At 47.3% G+C, this 16,974-nt stretch carries 14 protein-coding genes; 2 read left to right on the top strand and 12 right to left on the bottom strand.

Annotation, left to right across the window (positions count from 1 at the left end):
• Window positions 1-16: 16 nt before the first annotated feature.
• A complete protein-coding gene (locus AC4EVX_RS08760; RefSeq protein ID WP_177977446.1) occupies window positions 17-1,471 on the bottom strand; it encodes an acyl-CoA carboxylase subunit beta in 1,455 nt (484 codons plus the stop codon).
• A gap of 166 nt (window positions 1,472-1,637) precedes the next feature.
• Window positions 1,638-3,101 (bottom strand): D-alanyl-D-alanine carboxypeptidase family protein, encoded by a 1,464-nt coding sequence (locus AC4EVX_RS08755; protein ID WP_490160004.1) that lies wholly within the window; start codon window positions 3,099-3,101, stop codon window positions 1,638-1,640.
• 167 nt (window positions 3,102-3,268) lie between these two features.
• On the opposite strand from AC4EVX_RS08755, the gene AC4EVX_RS08750 reads away from it, so the two are divergent.
• Complete coding sequence (locus tag AC4EVX_RS08750; RefSeq protein ID WP_177977444.1) at window positions 3,269-4,261, top strand: pseudouridine synthase; 993 nt, start codon at window positions 3,269-3,271, stop codon at window positions 4,259-4,261.
• Here AC4EVX_RS08750 and AC4EVX_RS08745 read toward each other — a convergent pair.
• The 4 genes from AC4EVX_RS08745 to AC4EVX_RS08730 form a co-directional block, all read right to left on the bottom strand.
• Entirely contained in the window at window positions 4,256-5,866 is a 1,611-nt protein-coding gene (locus tag AC4EVX_RS08745; protein WP_177977443.1) for an RsmF rRNA methyltransferase first C-terminal domain-containing protein, read from the bottom strand. The two genes, AC4EVX_RS08750 and AC4EVX_RS08745, sit on opposite strands and share 6 nt — an antisense overlap.
• Window positions 5,867-5,983: 117 nt before the next feature.
• Window positions 5,984-6,682 carry a DUF6465 family protein gene (locus AC4EVX_RS08740; protein ID WP_490160003.1) on the bottom strand — a complete coding sequence of 233 codons (699 nt, stop codon included), beginning with the start codon at window positions 6,680-6,682 and terminating at the stop codon, window positions 5,984-5,986.
• A gap of 307 nt (window positions 6,683-6,989) precedes the next feature.
• A complete protein-coding gene (locus AC4EVX_RS08735; RefSeq protein ID WP_177977441.1) occupies window positions 6,990-7,295 on the bottom strand; it encodes an AzlD domain-containing protein in 306 nt (101 codons plus the stop codon).
• Entirely contained in the window at window positions 7,285-7,971 is a 687-nt protein-coding gene (locus AC4EVX_RS08730) for an AzlC family ABC transporter permease (protein ID WP_177977440.1), read from the bottom strand. The genes AC4EVX_RS08735 and AC4EVX_RS08730 overlap by 11 nt, the downstream gene beginning before the upstream one ends.
• A gap of 476 nt (window positions 7,972-8,447) precedes the next feature.
• Here AC4EVX_RS08730 and AC4EVX_RS08725 point away from each other — a divergent pair, with 476 nt between their 5' ends.
• Window positions 8,448-9,383: a LysR family transcriptional regulator gene (locus AC4EVX_RS08725; protein WP_490160002.1), complete on the top strand. Its 936-nt coding sequence runs from the start codon at window positions 8,448-8,450 to the stop codon at window positions 9,381-9,383.
• A gap of 97 nt (window positions 9,384-9,480) precedes the next feature.
• Here AC4EVX_RS08725 and AC4EVX_RS08720 read toward each other — a convergent pair whose 3' ends face one another.
• From AC4EVX_RS08720 to AC4EVX_RS08695, 6 genes are all read right to left on the bottom strand, one after another.
• Window positions 9,481-10,029, bottom strand: coding sequence for a TIGR01440 family protein (locus AC4EVX_RS08720; protein WP_490160022.1), 549 nt, complete (start codon window positions 10,027-10,029; stop codon window positions 9,481-9,483).
• A gap of 581 nt (window positions 10,030-10,610) precedes the next feature.
• Window positions 10,611-12,902: a hydratase gene (locus AC4EVX_RS08715; protein WP_177977438.1), complete on the bottom strand. Its 2,292-nt coding sequence runs from the start codon at window positions 12,900-12,902 to the stop codon at window positions 10,611-10,613.
• 404 nt (window positions 12,903-13,306) lie between these two features.
• The gene (locus AC4EVX_RS08710) at window positions 13,307-14,215 is read right to left on the bottom strand and encodes a patatin-like phospholipase family protein (protein ID WP_490160021.1); all 909 of its coding nucleotides are present in this window, start codon (window positions 14,213-14,215) and stop codon (window positions 13,307-13,309) included.
• Between the two features lie 230 nt (window positions 14,216-14,445).
• Complete coding sequence (locus AC4EVX_RS08705; RefSeq protein WP_490160001.1) at window positions 14,446-15,099, bottom strand: YkgJ family cysteine cluster protein; 654 nt, start codon at window positions 15,097-15,099, stop codon at window positions 14,446-14,448.
• A 111-nt stretch (window positions 15,100-15,210) separates the two neighbouring features.
• Window positions 15,211-16,107 (bottom strand): bifunctional hydroxymethylpyrimidine kinase/phosphomethylpyrimidine kinase, encoded by an 897-nt coding sequence (locus AC4EVX_RS08700; protein WP_177977436.1) that lies wholly within the window; start codon window positions 16,105-16,107, stop codon window positions 15,211-15,213.
• A gap of 379 nt (window positions 16,108-16,486) precedes the next feature.
• Window positions 16,487-16,951: a low molecular weight phosphotyrosine protein phosphatase gene (locus tag AC4EVX_RS08695; RefSeq protein WP_177977435.1), complete on the bottom strand. Its 465-nt coding sequence runs from the start codon at window positions 16,949-16,951 to the stop codon at window positions 16,487-16,489.
• Window positions 16,952-16,974 lie beyond the last annotated feature (23 nt).

The raw sequence follows: 16,974 nt of genomic DNA, 5'->3' as shown, positions 1-16,974 counted from the left end.
TACCTGTCACCTCATTCTAAACCGTTCCATGCTTTCTGTCCGGACGATCCTCTCTCTTGGTAAACAACATCTCGAAAGCTGCGATCACGCGTTTTCTGGTGTCGCATGCCTCAATAATATCATCGACATAGCCTCTCTTTGCAGCAGAAACTGCGCTGGACTGAAGCTCGCGATACTCATTTGCCTTCTCAGCGATCAGCTTTAAGCTGTCATCTGCCTTGGCAATCTCATCAGCATACATGATCTTAACTGCCTGCTCCGGATCCATCGTACCGATGACTGCGGTCGGCCATGCGTATACCATATCTGCGCCGATGGACTTGCTGTTCATCGTCAGATAAGCGGTACCAAATGCCTCGCCAGTTACAACGGTTACCTTCGGAACGCTTGCATTTGCAAATGCGTAGGTCAGACGACCTGCTGCCTTTGCGATCTTCTTCTCGGTGCACTTGCTTGCCTTGTAGCCCTTTACGTTTACAAGGGTCAGTACCGGGATATTGAATGCATCACAGAAGGAAACGAACTTCTCAGCCTTCTCACATCCGCGTGCGGTAAGAACTGCATCGTACTCAGCCTCAACCTCGCCGTTCTCGCCGTATACAGCGGTACGGTTTGCTACACAACCTACGGTTGCGCCGTTTAAGCGGATGAATGCAGTTACCATGGACGGATCATATGCCTTCTTCACTTCCAGATAGAATCCGTTATCGGAAATCTTCTGAAGTGCCAGATCGGATGCGCCGACACAGTTTGCAAGATCTGCGCTGGTGCGGTTTAAATCATCCTCACACTCGGTGTAAGCCGTATTCTCCTCGTTGCTTGCCGGAAGAATCGAAACCAGGGTGCGAATCTGGGAAAGGATGGAATCCTCGTCGCCGGTAAAGTCAACCAGTCCGGTATCCTCGCTCTGGAAAGATGCACAGGAGGTGTCGCACTTCTCTACGCGGTTTCCGTCAAGAGCGTTCGGAGCGTTGACAAACAGCTTTGCCTTCTTATCTTCCATGAAGATGAAGTCTGCCATTGCAGAAGAAACTGCCATACCGCCACCGCAAGTACCGAATACTGCGGAAATCTGCGGAACAACGCCGGAAGCCATTGCCTGGCTTAAATACATCTGGCCGAAACCATCGAGTGCGTCAGTCGCTTCCTGAAGACGAAGACCTGCACAGTCGATCAGACCGATAACCGGAGCTGCCATTTTCACTGCCATGGAATAGATTCTGGAAATTTTCTTTGCGTGCATCTCGCCGATGGAACCGCCCAGTACAGACGCATCCTGGCTGTACACATACACAAGGTTTCCATCAATGGTACCGTAACCGGTGATTACACCATCTTCAGGAGTTTCCCTGTCAGTCAGGTTAAAATCCGTGCTTCTTGCTGTTACATAAGCACCGATCTCAACAAAACTGTTTTCATCAAGCAGGGCGTTAATGCGCTTGCTTGCTGAAGTTTGTGCTGAATTACTCATTTTGCAATCCTCCATTTTAAATATTGTCACGATATGCTGTACCGCACGATCTTTCCTGGCAAAGTCCACAGCATATCGCTTTGTAAATCCAATTTCTGCCGATTTTAATTGTATAATGAGGAAGCACAAAATTCAAGTTATTTTTTTCACTTTTTCGCTTTTCTTATCATTTTTTAAGATACATTCGCATATATTGATCGATTGTGCTCTGGATACATCGAAGAAGATTCCATTTTGATGCCTCCTCCTGTGTACAGACTGCCTCCGTGCGGATCACTTTTCCATCAAGAACATAGCGAACCTCCCCAACCGTGTCTCCGATTTTGACCGGAGCATCGAGAAATTCCGGGATCGTTACCTCGCGGATCATTCGCTCACCATCCTGAAGCAGAAAATACAGGGTCTGATCTTCCTTCGCTGTGTCAACGTCCACTGCAACCGTCTTTCCTTTTTCAGAGCCCCTGACCGGAATCCGGCACACCTCAAACGGCTGATAGCAGTCCTGATACGAAAAATTCTGTTTCCCATATGAAAAAAGCATCCTTGCATCCTCCCACTTCCATGTGCGGTGCGGAGGCCATCCGCAGCCAAGCAGAGCCACAACAAAAGTTCTCCCCTCACTCTCAAGCGCCGAGACATAACAGTACCCTGCCCCTCCGGTAAATCCGGTCTTTCCGGTCAGCACTCCCTCCATCATCTGAAGAAACGCATTGTGATTCGCACAATAATACGAACTCCCTCCTGACTGGTCCGTGAATGTCCGGCTTGCGCTCCTCGTGATCTTCAAAAATCCCTCCCGTTTCGGCGATTCCATGATGCAGTAGCGCAGAATCCGCGCAAGATCCGTCGCCGTTGTGCTGTGCATGCGCACCTCCCCACTCTCGTCCCTATTCGTCGCATCAAGGCCATTTGGCGTCACAAAATAGGTATTCTCACATCCGATCGAGAGTGCCTTCCGGTTCATCTTCTTTGCAAACTCTTCGACACTTCCGGCGATCTGCTCCGCAACCGCGACTGCTGAGTCATTGTGAGATTCGAGCATCAGCGAGTACAAGAGATCTTCAAGCAGAAACTTTTGCCCCGCACGAACGCCAAGATGGACTTTCGGCTGGGATGAGGCATTTGCGGAGATTGTGCAGACATCGGAGAGATTTCCCTGCTCAAGCGCAAGAATGCAGGTCATGATCTTCGTCGTGCTCGCCATCGGACGCGGAGTGTCCATATCTCTTCCGTAGAGAACCCGCCCGCTGTCGCCGTCGAGAAGAACCGCCGAGAGGGAGTGGAGAGAAAGCAAATCCGGGGAGTTTGGGGGAGTCTGGGAATCTTGAGTATTCTGGATTGGAGCATTTGGAGAAGTCTGGATTGGGGACTGTGGATCGGGGAACAAATTCTGTATATTTTGTGCCACTGCCACAGGAAATACATTTGTATCTACACTTGCGTCTATCTTTGTATTATTTGCATCTACGTCTATTTTTACATCTGATTCTGATATCGTCTTTGGTGTCGTCAAAAGCATCGGCATGTAACGCGAGGTCGGGCACCAGCCTTCAATCCCCTGTGCTCCCCAAACTGCTAAACCGATCGTCACACCTGCCATCAGTGCATAAAGACCCGTCTGAATTTTCATCGTCTTCGATTCCTTTCCGAGAGTCCAAACCAACGAAACAACTGCTAAACCTAAGCCAAATAAATCTGTAAAACCAAATTCACTGCGTTATCACAACGTATTCTGGCTATTCTGCACTTATTCTGCTATGATGGATCATGAATATTTACGAAAGGATTTTTCACGATATGAATAGACGAACATTTCTTTTTTCCTGTACAAAGCCAGGACAGACCGTCGAAGAGCTCCTGCTCGAAAAAGGATTCTCACGACGGCTCATCATCCGCGTCAAACTGCTCCCGGATGGTCTGTGCATCAACGGCGAAAAAGTTTATGTCACCCATCTCCTGACTGAAGATGAGGTTCTGGAAGTGACTCTGCCGGAAGAGACAGCTGACAGCAGTGTCGTCCCGGTTCCGATGAATCTTGATATTTTATTTGAGGATGAAGATCTGATGGTTATCAACAAAGCTCCCGGCGTCTCGATTCATCCGTCACAGGGGCATTTCTCGGATTCCCTTGCAAATGGCGTTGCCGGGTACTTTGCCGAAAAAGGCGAGCCGTTCACCTGCCGGATCGTCAACCGTCTCGACCGTGACACAAGTGGGCTTTTGATCTTTGCAAAAAATTCTCTCAGCAGCTGCATTCTCTCCGAGATGATACGAAACCGTGAAATTCATCGAATCTATCTGGCGGGATGCCATGGCAACATCGCTGATCTTGTGACTTGTGCGCCAAAAGGGGTGACTGTCTCACCGCTCTCATCAACCTCGCATACAGGTTCCGATTGTTCCGATTCTGCAAAAGCAAATTTTTTCGGCACCATCGATGCTCCGATCGCGCGCGTCTGCGATTCCGTGATTGAGCGCGAGGTCAATTTTGAGCGCGGAGAGTCCGCAATCACTCACTTTGAACAGCTCGCCTACCTACCCGAGCTTGATCTCTCCGCCGTCAAGCTCCAGTTGGAGACTGGACGGACACACCAGATCCGCGTTCACATGAAATACGCCGGTCATCCTCTGCCCGGAGATTTTCTCTACAACCCGGATTTCCGGCTGATTGGCAGGCAGTGTCTCCATTCATGGAAGCTCACATTTGACCATCCGATCACAAAAAAACCGCTGTCCTTCACGACAGCGGTTCCAGCAGATATGCAGTTTATGGAACGATGCAATTTATGAGAAAATGCGAAGTCCCTTCGGGTAATGGTTTTTCAGGCTGCCGCCGGTTGCCTTTGCCCAACCAAGCGAGAATCCATCTACACAAATGAGTACCCAGCCTTTTTCGGACGGATCACAAGAAAGCGTGCCACCGCCTAAATAGGTGCGAATCTCCTGACTGTCCGCCGGATAATCGACACTTCGGCGCACCTGATCCGGGCGAAGTGCAAGTGCCAGCGCATGAGCGGGTTCTAAGCGGTTCTTCTTGATCGTTCCTAGATGAAGTCCCGGTCGGAGCACGCGAAGTCCGGAAAGATCCGGCATTCCTTCCGGAAGCTGATAGAGCTGTTCTCCAAACAGGATTCTCGACACAGGATTCTCACAGAAAATCGGCTCGACAAGCGTCTCCTTTTCAAATTCCTGCCACAACGCAAGCTGTTCTCTGTCGATTCCCGCAGAGAACGCATCGCGTTTTCTTCCCTTTTCTTTTTTCTTGTCCTTCTTTTGGCTCTTCTTTCCATTTTCCACTGCAAAATCATTCTGAGTCTGTGCACCGATCCAATCGCCGGCTCGCTCTGCGCTCTGATCGAACTCGTCCAGATCTCCCTGCTTTCCTGACACACCGGCTTTTTCAAGCAGTGCGAGATAATGCCCCTCGCCCTCTGCCTTGTGTGGCCAAATTCTAAACGTGTGCACAAGCTCCGGGCATTCGATCTGGCTCCACTCCGGTCGCGCACAGGAAATTCCCTCTGGAATCTCGTCCTCTGGAAGTGCCACAATCGAGAACTCCGGGTGACGGGAAAGGAAGTCTGCGATTCCCTGCTCGTCCTCCTCGGGCGCAAACGTACAGGTTGAGTAGACCAACCGTCCGCCCGGGCGCAACATTGATCCTGCCTGATCGAGAATTCCCTGCTGACGCTCTGCACACATTTTCACATGAGCCGGGCTCCACTGATTTCGCGCCTCCTCATCCTTTCGAAACATTCCCTCTCCGGAACACGGCGCATCCACAACAATCCGATCAAAAAATTCCGGAAAACGAGGAGCCAGATTTTCGGGTGACTCATTTGTCACAACCGCGTGGGCGATTCCCATTCGCTCGATATTCTGAGCCAGAATCTTTGCGCGCGCCGGGTGAATCTCATTTGAGACGAGAAGTCCTTTTCCCTGCATGCGGTCTGCAAGATGAGTCGACTTTCCTCCCGGTGCTGCACAGAGATCAAGCACGCGCTCACCGGGTTTCGGATCTAAGACTGAGACTACCGCCATCGCACTCGGCTCCTGAATGTAGTATGCTCCTGCTTCATGGAGAGCTGATCTTCCCGGTCTTGACTCTGCCTCGTAATAAAAGCCCTCCCGACACCACAGAACTGGTTTTAGTCCAAATTTCTCCCGGTAACGCATCTGGTCTTCTTCCAGACTGCCTTTTCTCGTGTTAAAACGAAGCCCCTGCGCGCGCTCGTTTTCATAACTCGCCTCAAACGCCTTCATCTCCGCTCCAAGAAGACCTTTCATTCTTGCAAGAAAGGCTTCCGGAAGCTGAACCGTCGTCTTTTTTGTTGTCGTCGCTGACCCTGCTATTGTCTCTGCTATCTCTATTGTCTCTGTCTTCTCCGTATTTTCCATATTTTCCACCTTTCAAAAAAGACCACAAACCTGATCGCTCAGATTCATGGTCTTCTCATTCCCATTTATGCGTTGCGCAAACCTGTCAAACCTGTCTTACCGCCTTGCTATCGTGCCTTACAGCTCTACACAGCAATCCGGAAGATCCTGTCCGTTTACTACATAGTAAGCGACATTGTTCTCCGGCTGTACATAGATCTCGATTGTCTTGATCTCATCATCCGGATGACCTGCCTTGTAATGAGCCTCAGCCATTGCAAGGATATCTTTTGCCAGAACCTGCTTACCGCTAAACTCGATGACAATTTTTGCCTCCGGAGCAGTTGCTTTCTTTGCTCTTGCTGTGGTCTTCTTCTCAGCAGTATTTGCTGTGGTCTTTGTCGTCTTCGTGGTCTTCGTTGCAGTCTTTGCGGTCGTCTTTGTAGTCTTTGTTGCCGGCTTCTTCTCAGCAGTCTTCTTCTCCGCTGCCGGTTTTCTGCCTCTCTTTGTTGCCGGCTTCTCTGCCTTCACTTCAACTTCCTTCTTTGCTTCTTCTGCTTTCTTTGCCTCTTCGAGTGCTTTTGCTGCCAGTTTCTCTACCATTTTTACCGCCTCATCCTTCTTATCTGTCAGAGCTTTCGTCTGATCTTTTGTTGTTGCAAGTTTTTTCGGATCTTCTTTCTTCGTATCCAGCTTCTTCAGATCCTCTTTTTTCGTAGCGAGTTTCTTCGGATCTTCCTTCTTTGTATCCAGCTTTTTCGGCGTCTCTTTCACGGTCCCAATCTTTAACGTCTCTGCCTTTTCTGCTGTCTTGGCATTTTTCATTTCTGCTGCCATACAAATCCTCCTCACCTGAAATCGGTATCATTTCCAAATTCTATGGCGTCGACCCTCTATCCATTCATTTGAATTTATTAAATCTATGATGTTCTAAATGAACCGATAGAGACTGACGAAATTTTATCCCGCCATATTTGAGGGAATTATAAATCCTTTTCCTTATTTTGTCAACTCCGCTGACATCTTCCACTCTGAGTTACTGTTTACGCGCACCTGCCAAGTAACGGAATTTGGGGTTCGTAAAATCCCCGGATTCCTCCCCGTGTACAGCAATGTACAGTAATCGTCTCCGATCTGTTCTGCGTTACAGAATCATCTCTACAAGATAAACGACCAGACAGGCTCCGATCGATACGCGGAAGAGATTTCCATCCACCCACGCAAGGATCACCGCGGAAATCAGACCTGCCAAGCCCGAGCGCACATCCCCGGTTGCTCTGAGAATTGCCGGAAATGTCATGACGGACAGGCTCACATACGGAACATAATAGAGAAACGAGCGGATAAATTTGTTCTTAATCTCTCTTCTCAAAAGTGTCAGCGGAAGCGCACGCACCGCATAGATTGTTGCAAACATGACAAGAAGACTCAGATAAATATTATGCTTCATGTTCGTCCTCCTCCTTTACCGGAAACAAAATTGCCGAGATTCCTGCAAGCAGAATCGTCAAAATAATCATCTGAAAACCGGACGAGATCTCCCGCAGTCCCGGAACCACTGAAAATAAGGCACTGGTGACCATCGATGCGATCACGACACCAGCCACAATTTTGCTCTTTTTCGATGCCGGAATCACAACCGCAAGGAACATTCCGTACAACGCTACATTCAACGCATTCATCACGCGAACCGGAAGAATCATTCCGATCACAGCTCCGAGAAAAGTTCCAAGTACCCATCCCGGTGCCGCAATCGACGCTGCACCGTACAGATAGCACGGATTGAGTCGTCCTTCCACAGAAATCGAAATTCCAAATAATTCATCCGTCACTGCATACGCCATCAGCAAACGGTGATAGAACGGCTTTCCACGCTCAATTTTCTGTGAGAGCGCACTCGACATCAGCAGATAACGAAGATTCACGATCATCGTCGTCATCGCCATCTCCAAATATCCCGCTCCCCCTGCAATCATCTCAATTCCTGCAAACTGACCAGCAGATGCGAGCATCATCGCAGACATCAATGAGGCCTGAATAGCGGAAAGTCCCGCTTTCTTCGATGCGATTCCCAGTGTAAATGCCACGGCAAAATATCCCATTGCAATCGGAAATCCATCTTTCATTCCCTTGAAAAACCAGGAACGGTTATTCGATTGTACATCTGTTGGTTGTTTTTCTTTTTTTGAAGTTGCTTCTGAAATTGTTTCTGAAGTTTTTTCTGAAGCTTTTTTTGAAATGATTCCTGAATTTTCCGAATCGTTCATGATTCCCCTGCTTCCCCTCTTATGTAAATGTACATGCATATTTGATCGATTATCCGATCTCAAACAGTCAAAAAACGTTGCGCCCTGACACAGGACAAACGTTTTGATCATACTATTTTCTCTTACAAAAGTCAACCTCACAGCTATTTCCATCCCCATTCATGAGTTGCATAAATTGTAATTTTCTGCGGATATTTCCGCGCCATCTTCATGACTTTTCTCTCAAAATGCATTATACTTATACTCATAATGATACGCCTCAAATTCCTGTAAGCGTTGACTTAAACAAAGCAAAAAATTACGAAAAAGAAAAATAAAAGGAGATCTTTTCCTATATGACAAGCAAAGAACTTCTCTATGTAAAAACCGTCGCTGACGAGAAAAATATTTCCCGTGCGGCAAAAAAACTTTTCATGGCACAGCCCTCTCTTAGCCAGTCGATCCAGCGCATTGAGGAATCTGTCGGCACTCCTCTTTTCAACCGGACAAGCAGTGGATTGACGCTGACATTTGCAGGAGAGCGCTACTATCACATGGCGACACAGGTTCTCAAAATGTTTGAGGACTTTGAGCTTGAAATCAGCGACATCAACAACCTCAAGACCGGACGCATTCATCTCGGAATCACAAATCACCTTGGCACGCTGATTCTCGCCCGCGTCCTCCCGCGTTTTCGCGAAATCTGTTCCCATGTGGAGCTTGACATTTGCGAAGAAAACTCGGTGCGCCTCGAAAAAATGCTTCTCTCCGGCGAACTCGATTTTGCGATCATGCACACCCCGCCACAGCAACATGCCCAGCCCCAACTCCACTATGATGTCATGAGCCGGGACCCGTTTGTGATTTCCCTCGTTCCCGATCATCCCCTCCTGAAAAAAGCCTTTGAAAAGCCCGGTTATCCTTATCCAGTGCTTGATCCGAAACTCCTCAAGGACGAACCGTTTCTGATGCTTCACCGGGAACAGCGTATCCGCCAGATCACCGATGCCGTTCTGCTCAAAGCAGGAATTCCTCAGCCTCACTGTGTACTGACGCTGAGAAATTTTGAGACTGCTCAGCTTCTGTCTGCTCAGGGAATGGGCGTCACCCTCGTTCCCCTGCAATACTCCCGCATTGCCTCCGCCGAATATCGCCCTGCCTTTCTCTCAATCAACGAACTCTACGGCGCTTACTGGGATCTGTGTATTGCCTCACTCAACAATGGATTTCTCTCAAAGGCAGATCAGCTTTTCATCCGAATTATGAAAGAAACCTGCGGAAACCTTACTTAAATTTCGGGCAGAACTCTCACCTGAATTTTAAAAATTCGTGACGGTTCCATACTATTTTCAGTACTATCCGTCTTACACGCGCAAAAAGTTCCTGCATTTACAGGCGTGTTTCGTCGTAGATTGCGCGGATTCCACCGATGAACTTCGGGCGTGTTCTCGCGCAGACTACATGAGCCTCCCCGATTCCAGAGTGTTCCTTGGAAAGGCGCACCGGCACTGCCACATCCCGCAGATGCATGCCAATCAGCGTATCTCCGATATCGATTCCTGCATGTACCCGAATGTGCTCAACGGCGGTTGGATGTTCAAATGCATTCCACGCCGCCGTTGCAAATGAACCGCCCGCCTTCGGCTGTGGCATCACATTGACCATCTCATAGCCATACTGGCAAACTGCCTCCTCCGGGAGGATCAGAGCACGATTTAAATGCTCACAGCATTGTGCGACAAGCCAAACTTCCGCTTCCTTTGTCGCCCGATAAATCCCGTCAAACACAGCTTTTCCAAGCTCCGGGCTCGAATATTTTCCAATTCGCTTTCCGGCAACTTCGCTTGTCGAACAGCCGACAACGAGAAGTTCCCCTTTTTTTATCTTTGCAAGATCAATCAGTTCTTTCGCAGTCTGGTACGCCTCCTCCGAGATCATCTCAAGCGTCTTTTCCGAAAAGGTCTCATCGGTATAGCCGTTTCCGCGCTCTTTTCGTTCTTCGATTTTCTCTCCTATATTCTTCCCTATATTCTTGTTCTCTGCACACTCTTTATACGCTGTACTCTCTTCACTTTTTGCATGATTTCTATTTTCCATCTTCCTGTCTTCCATTGATTTACCCTTGTCCTTTCTGGCTCTTTGCCTTTCTTTTTCTATGTTTCCTTTTTTTATTTTTCTCTCTTATTCTTTCCCTTTTATTCCCTTGTTCTTTTTATTTTTCCTTTGTTTTTTCTCTTTGCTCTTTGTTATTTGTTGCTCTTTGCTTCTTGCTTTCTTTTCGATTTCTTTTGAATCTTCTTTATCTGATTTCGCCCTCCATTATACTCCATCGAGCTCATTTTCACAATCTTTCGCGAACTTTGTAAAGTCAGGGCTTATAGAGGAGGGGGACATCCACTCTGAGTTATATACGAAAACAGGGTGCCGACCTGTATTCAAACAGTTCGACACCCTGTCTCCATTCTGGTATCTAAAAACGCAATGATAATGAAGGGTTTTCCATATTAACGATTTAATTCTTATCTGTTTTTATTGTAATTGATCAGGCAGCCTGCCTTGACGATCTTCTTCTCGTCCGGAGTCATGTCTGCCACATACAGGCTGATCTCCCTGATCTCGTCACCGATCACATATGCCTTGATATCCTTCATATCGCCATCGAGTGCCTTGCGGATCTGCGGAACGTAGATATAAGAACCTACCTCGAATGCATCCGGCTCGTCCTTCATCTGGAACGGGATCATGCCCCAGTTCATAACGTTGGAACGATAACGCTTCGTTGCGTACTCCTTACAGATGTTTGCCAGACCGCCGATAACTCTCTGACAGCTTGCTGCCTGCTCACGAGCGGAACCATCACCAGGTCTCACTGCGTAAACCATGCTTCCAACCTCGGTCTCAGATGCCTTCACATCCTCATTTCCCGGGATTGTCTTGATCTTCTCAAAAACTTCCTTCAGCTCCGGAGCGGTCTCACACGGACAGGTTCCAGCAACTCTTGCCTTCTCGATCTTGTCAACTTCCTTACTTCTGCCAACATACTCCGGATCTCTTCTGGAGAGGGTGAACTCAGCCAGACCGAGCGGGTTAGAACGATAGGAAGAAGTCTCACCGGACGGGATCAGCTCATCGGTTGTCGTTACCGGGTCAAGGATCTTGGAGCATACCTTTAACAGGATGTTGTCAGTCAGCGGGCTCATCTCCGGCCAATCCTTGATGTTCGGCCCATATACAAGGCTTGCTTCCTCGTTACCCTTGCCAAATCCCTGATAGATTCTTGCCTTGTAAACGGTATCATCGAAGTTGTACTCCGGTACCTCGTAATCATCCACAACATCGGTTGCCGGGGTCAGGATACCACCGTTTGCTGCGGTTGCTGCGATCGAACGAGCATCCATCAGTGCTACTGCGGACATCTGACCGTTGCCCGGCTTGGAACCCTCGCGGTTCGGGAAGTTTCTCGTCGTGTGACGGATTGACAGACCATTGTTTGCCGGGGTATCGCCAGCGCCGAAGCACGGTCCACAGAATGCAGTCTTGAGAATTGCACCTGCCTCCATCAGATCTGCGATTGCACCCTTTCTAACCAAGTCAATGTAAACCGGCTGAGAGGACGGATATACATCCAGAGCGAACTCACCACATCCACAGCTCTTGCCCTTCAGAATGTGAGCAGCTTCCATCACATTCGTATAGTTACCACCGGCACATCCTGCGATGACACCCTGAGTTACCTGAAGTTTGCCGTTTACGATCTTGTCGGTCAGGCTGAACTTGATATCCGGATTTCCGGTTACCTTTGTTGCCTCAACCTCAACGCTTCTGAGAATATCGCCGAGGTTCGCATTCAGTTCGTCGATCTCGTAAGTATTGCTCGGATGGAACGGAAGAGCGATCATCGGCTTTACTGTGCTCAAATCAACATAGACAACGCCGTCGTAGTACGCAACGTCTGCCGGATTCAGCTCCTTGTAATCCTCTCCACGACCATGCTTGGTCAGGAATGCCTTGGTATCCTCATCAGTTCTCCAGATCGAGGACAGGCAGGTGGTCTCAGTCGTCATAACATCAACACCATTACGATAGTCGGTTGTCATGCTGGAAACACCCGGTCCAACGAACTCCATTACCTTGTTCTTTACATATCCGCACTTATAAACAGCACCGATGATTGCCAGTGCGATATCCTGCGGTCCAATGCCCGGTCCCGGCTTTCCGGTCAGGTAGATTGCGATTACACCTGGATATGCGATGTCGTATGTATCACACAAAAGCTGTTTTACAAGCTCACCACCGCCCTCGCCGATTGCCATCGTTCCGAGTGCACCGTAACGGGTATGGCTATCAGAACCAAGAATCATCTTGCCACATCCTGCCATCATCTCACGCATGTACTGGTGGATAACTGCAATGTGCGGTGGAACAAAGATTCCGCCGTATTTCTTACATGCAGACAAACCAAATACATGGTCATCCTCGTTGATCGTACCACCTACGGCACACAGAGAGTTGTGGCAGTTGGTCAGCACATACGGGATCGGGAATTTTTCCATTCCAGATGCCTTTGCTGTCTGTACAATACCAACGAATGTAATGTCATGAGAAGTCATTGCATCAAACTTGATTTTCAGCTTGCTCATATCACCGGATGTGTTGTGCTTGTTCATAATCGAATAAGCAATCGTTCCCTTTTTTGCCTCTTCCTTATCTACGGCTCTGCCCGTCAGAGCCTCCACCTTTCCTGTCTCCTGCTCCGGAACCAGCTCTGTTCCATTTACCAGATAAGCGCCTCCGTCATACAATTTCACCATAACGATCTCTCCTCCTGCATGTTCAGCCTTGTCTCTGATCGGAATGACCAGAAACATCAACCTATGTCTTTCTCTTTTGTTACCCGTGTTGCTTGCTATTGCCTTTTGTTACTCTTTGTTACGTTTTCGCTTTTTGTTTTGGTTGTTACTTTTAGTTGTCTTGTTACTCTTGGTTGTTGCGTTGCTTTTAGTTGTTTGGTTGTTGTTGTTACTTACTTGTAGGTTGTTTGTTTGGTTGTTGTTTTCTTTTGTTGACTTTATTATGCATCAGAATTTGTTATTGGTCAAATACTATCATCTTGATAACTGGTATAGGTTTTTGCTATATGTCATGTATCGGTTAGCTCTTGCTCCGTTTTATTCTCTTCTTTTTATGATCAATCTATAAAATAATTTTTCTTTTTCTACTTTTCCGCCTTGTTCCACCACTCGATCAGATCTTTCATCCGGCAGAGGGCATCCCGGCGTCCTGTCTCATACGTCTCCTGAAGTTTGATCGGATTGCGCTCTGTCCGTCCAATCGTCAGCTCCTGACTCGGACGAATCACAAAAATCTTGCCCTCGCGCTCAAGCTCTTCGATTTTCTGTACCGTCTCATTGTATCTCATATGGCGAGTTTTTAGTGCCTCCACAAAGTTCGGATAGTGACGATAATAGATACTTGTGAGCTTCTCATTCTCCGGTTTCTTGACATATCCGCGATTTCTCGTGAGAACGACAACCGTCTTCGTGTAGCCCATTTCCCGAAACTTCTCAACCGGAATGCTGTCCGTACATCCGCCATCAAGAAGTTTCATTCCATCTGCCTCCACCAGACGAGAGACATACGGAAGCGAAGCCGATGCCCGCATCAGATCAATCTGTTCCTTCATATCGGTGATTCGCAGATACTCTGGTTCTCCAGTCTCCACATTACTGCAGGTCACATAAAAAGCAGTTTTTGAGTTCTTAAATGCCTCAAAATCATAGGGATCAAGTTTTTCTGGAATCTCATGGTAACAAAACTCTTTATCCACGATATCGCCCGTGCGAAGCAGAGTCTTCCATCCAAGAAATCGACTATCACAGCCATATTTCTTATAGTAACGAATGCTCCGCCCCTTCTGTCCTGAAACAAAAGAACAGCCGTGAATTGCTCCGGCTGACACTCCAATCACTCCATCAAACGAAAGTCCTCTGTCCATAAACACATCGAGAACTCCTGCTGTGTAAATTCCGCGCATTCCACCGCCTTCGAGTACCAGACCGGTCTGACCTGCTTGAACTGTTTGAACTGTCTGATTGATCTGATCCGCATGATTTGTATGACCCATTTTGGCGGTCTCAAACTGGGTTTCTTTCTGTCTGTTCTGTTCTCCCTGTTTTTTCTGTCCTTCGAGTTTCTCCTGCTCTTTGTATTCCTTCTGCTCTTCCTGTGTCATCTTCCCTTCACCTGTCCTTTCTCAGCAGAATTTTGAATCTTTATTTTTTATAAATCTCTGATTTTAGATTTCTAATTTTCTCTGGAATTTCTATTCTGTTTTTTCTATACTTCTCTTTTTATTTATTTTCCGATTCGTTTATAAAACTCCTCATAAAATGACTCCATCCCACCATACGGTTGCAGATAAAAAGTCTTCAGCACATACAGACTCACCGCCTGCGCTTCCTGTGCATCCGCTCCCGCTACCCGTTTCTGCATCTCTTTTAAAAAATGATGCCACTCGAGAATATACCGGTCATAGCGATCTGCCTCTGGGGTGTCGATCCATTTTCTCACCTTCACCTTTGCACGTCCCGGACGACTGCACTCATGCACCTGCAAAAAATAATAAAATTCTTCTTTTCCATCCTTCTCCTCATAGTAACGACCGAGAGGAAAAATCCGGCAGATTCCCGGGCGATACGGATGAACCGTACACCATCCCTCTTTATTTAAGAAGAGGCACTGCTCACTCTCCCCCGCCATTTTCAGATTTGGAAGCACAATCCCATCCACCACATGAAGTTCTAAGTACCCACCTAAAAGCTGCTGAGGAGTAAGAGCCAAGCCCTCCGCCATTCTCGCAAAATCAAGCGGATCGAGCACAATACTCTCTCCCATCCCGCGACAGCAGTCCGAGCATCCCTCACATCCACCGCAGCCTGCCTTCACCATATCATTCAGCGTATATAATTTTCCATCGGAGATTTCCTCCAGACTTACATTTCGTATCATTTCTTATTCTACCATTTCTATACATTTATCTTTTTATGCGTTGATACATCCATCCTGCAATACACCCATACATTTTTATCATCTGTATATTTGTACATCAAATGACCATTCTCAATCTTCGTCCTCATCATCGAGCTCATCAAGAAAATCCAGGCTGTGCTCCAACAAGATTCCCTTATAATTGTTCAGCTCGTCCTTATTATCCAGAATCAATCTTGAGATCGCCTGCACGGCACTGCGAACCGACATTTCCAATGACTTTCCTGCCAGAAGTTCTCCGGTCATCACTGCCGAGAAAATATCCCCGCTTCCCGCAATCCGCACCGGCAGATAGTCATACGGAACCTGGAAATACGTTCCGGTCCAATGATCATATCCGCAGACAAGATATCTCGCCGTTCCATCCGGCATATCCTCAAGAAGCACTGGTTGCTGTTCTACTTCCACAGCACTTGTGATCACAACAGATCTTCCAGAAAGCTGGCGCAGTCCATCGACCATCTGCCAGATCTGCTGTGCCGTTCCAAAATAGCTTCCCGGCCAGAAACCAGTGAGGAAAGATGCCTCGGTCATATTTGGAATCATAATATCGGAAAGACTGACAAGACGGCGCATCGCATTAACCTGCTCTGCCCCCATTCCATTATAGAGTTTTCCACCGTCCGCCATGATCGGATCGACCATAATCAGACGACCCTTGTTTGGATTTCTCGTCTGAATATACTGCTCAATGATCTCCACCTGACGCTGAGACGTCACAAAGCCCGTGCAGATACAGTCCGGATCAAGCCCAAGCTGATCCCAAACCTGAAGCGTATCCCTCATGTAGTCTGTCATATCCTGAATCCGAAATCTTCCATAGTCCAGTGTATTGGAAATCACTGCTGTCGGAAGTTGCATCGGATAATGCCCCATATGCGACAAAATCGGCACCATTGCCGCCAACGCCACTTTTCCATATCCCGGCAAATCATTGATCAAAAGAATCTTTTTTGCATTTGTACTCATCCAGACACCTTCCTTAATCTCAGTTTTTTCCTACGTTTCTTAATTATTTATTTCCGTACTCACCATATTTTCTGCACTGCTCATCTAATACCAATTTTTTTCTTATTTTTTCTCATAAGACGTCACTTTGATTCAGCTCATGGAGCAATTCGTACACCATGCAGTCTCACTTGAATACGCAGTGCTTCCGATTGAAAAATATCAGAAGCACTGCCAAGAATCACGCATCACGTCTGTGCAAGCGTTGACTTAAATTTTTCTTATTTTATCTTATCTATTATTATTTATGGTTGTGAAAAAAATCATATCACGCAGTACAGGGAAATGCAAATAATAAATAAAAAAACTGACCAACCGAATCACAGAGTCACAGACAAAATCAGAATCCCTTTTCCTCACGAATCTTTTCAAGAAGTCCTGTACATCCCGCTACAATATCGCGATACGTCGCATCAAAATCACCCGTATACCACGGATCTGCCACATCCCGATCACTCCCCGCAAACTCCAGCATTTTAAAGATTTTGTGATCCGGATCTTTTCCCACAATTCGCATCATATTTCGGATGTTCCACTGATCCATTCCAATCAAATAATTATAATTTCTATAATCCTCTTTTTTCATCTGCACAGCGCGGTGATCCACCATCGGAATCCCCATCTCATTCATCTTCGCCCGCGTCCCCCGGTGCACTGGATTTCCAATCTCCTCAGTGCTCGTCGCTGATGAATCAATATAGAATTTCTTCTCTAATCTCGCCTTGCAGACCATATCCTGAAAAACAAACTGCGCCATCGGCGAACGGCAGATGTTGCCGTGGCAAATAAAAAGTATTTTTATCATCTTTTTATATCTCCATTTAAGTC

It is taken from the genome of Brotaphodocola sp., assembly GCF_983179755.1.
Note: the sequence above shows the minus strand (reverse complement) of the source record. Positions and strands in the feature narration are given on the sequence as shown.